This is a genomic window from Pseudoalteromonas sp. S1727 (assembly GCF_005886375.1).
GTDB classification, from domain to species: Bacteria; Pseudomonadota; Gammaproteobacteria; order Enterobacterales; family Alteromonadaceae; genus Pseudoalteromonas; species Pseudoalteromonas haloplanktis.
The window spans coordinates 1-370 of record NZ_PNDT01000355.1 but is presented as its reverse complement, the minus strand read 5'-3'; the positions used below and the strand labels follow the sequence as shown (position 1 = coordinate 370).

Genomic DNA, 370 nt, shown 5'->3' with positions numbered 1-370 from the left:
TCCGCCCTTTATCTGTGGAGAATATTCGTTCTGCAAATGATGAAGCTCATCATTTAACGCTTTTGATTGATGCCTTACATTTGCTCAATTGTGCAGAGTTTGGCGGTATGCCTTTTACGATGCGGCCATTATCAATAGCTGAGTTACTGCTTACAGTTAAACAAAAATACACCACTATTTTTAAAAATAACGCTATTGAATTAAATATCTCTGAATTCAGCGAATAAATAACAATTAGTGGTGACAATACCCGATTGATGCAGTTATTTGGTAATATTTTAATGAACGCGGTGCATTATGCTCAGTGTTCAAAATTACAAATAGCAGTCACTAAAGTCACGTCAATAAGCCAAAACTATGTTGTTATCAA

At 34.9% G+C, this 370-nt stretch carries 1 pseudogene; it reads left to right on the top strand.

Annotated elements, in window-relative coordinates:
- Nucleotides 1-227 (top strand): annotated as a pseudogene (locus CWB85_RS22600) (ATP-binding protein); the annotation flags it as partial.
- Between the last annotated feature and the right edge of the window lie 143 nt (nt 228-370).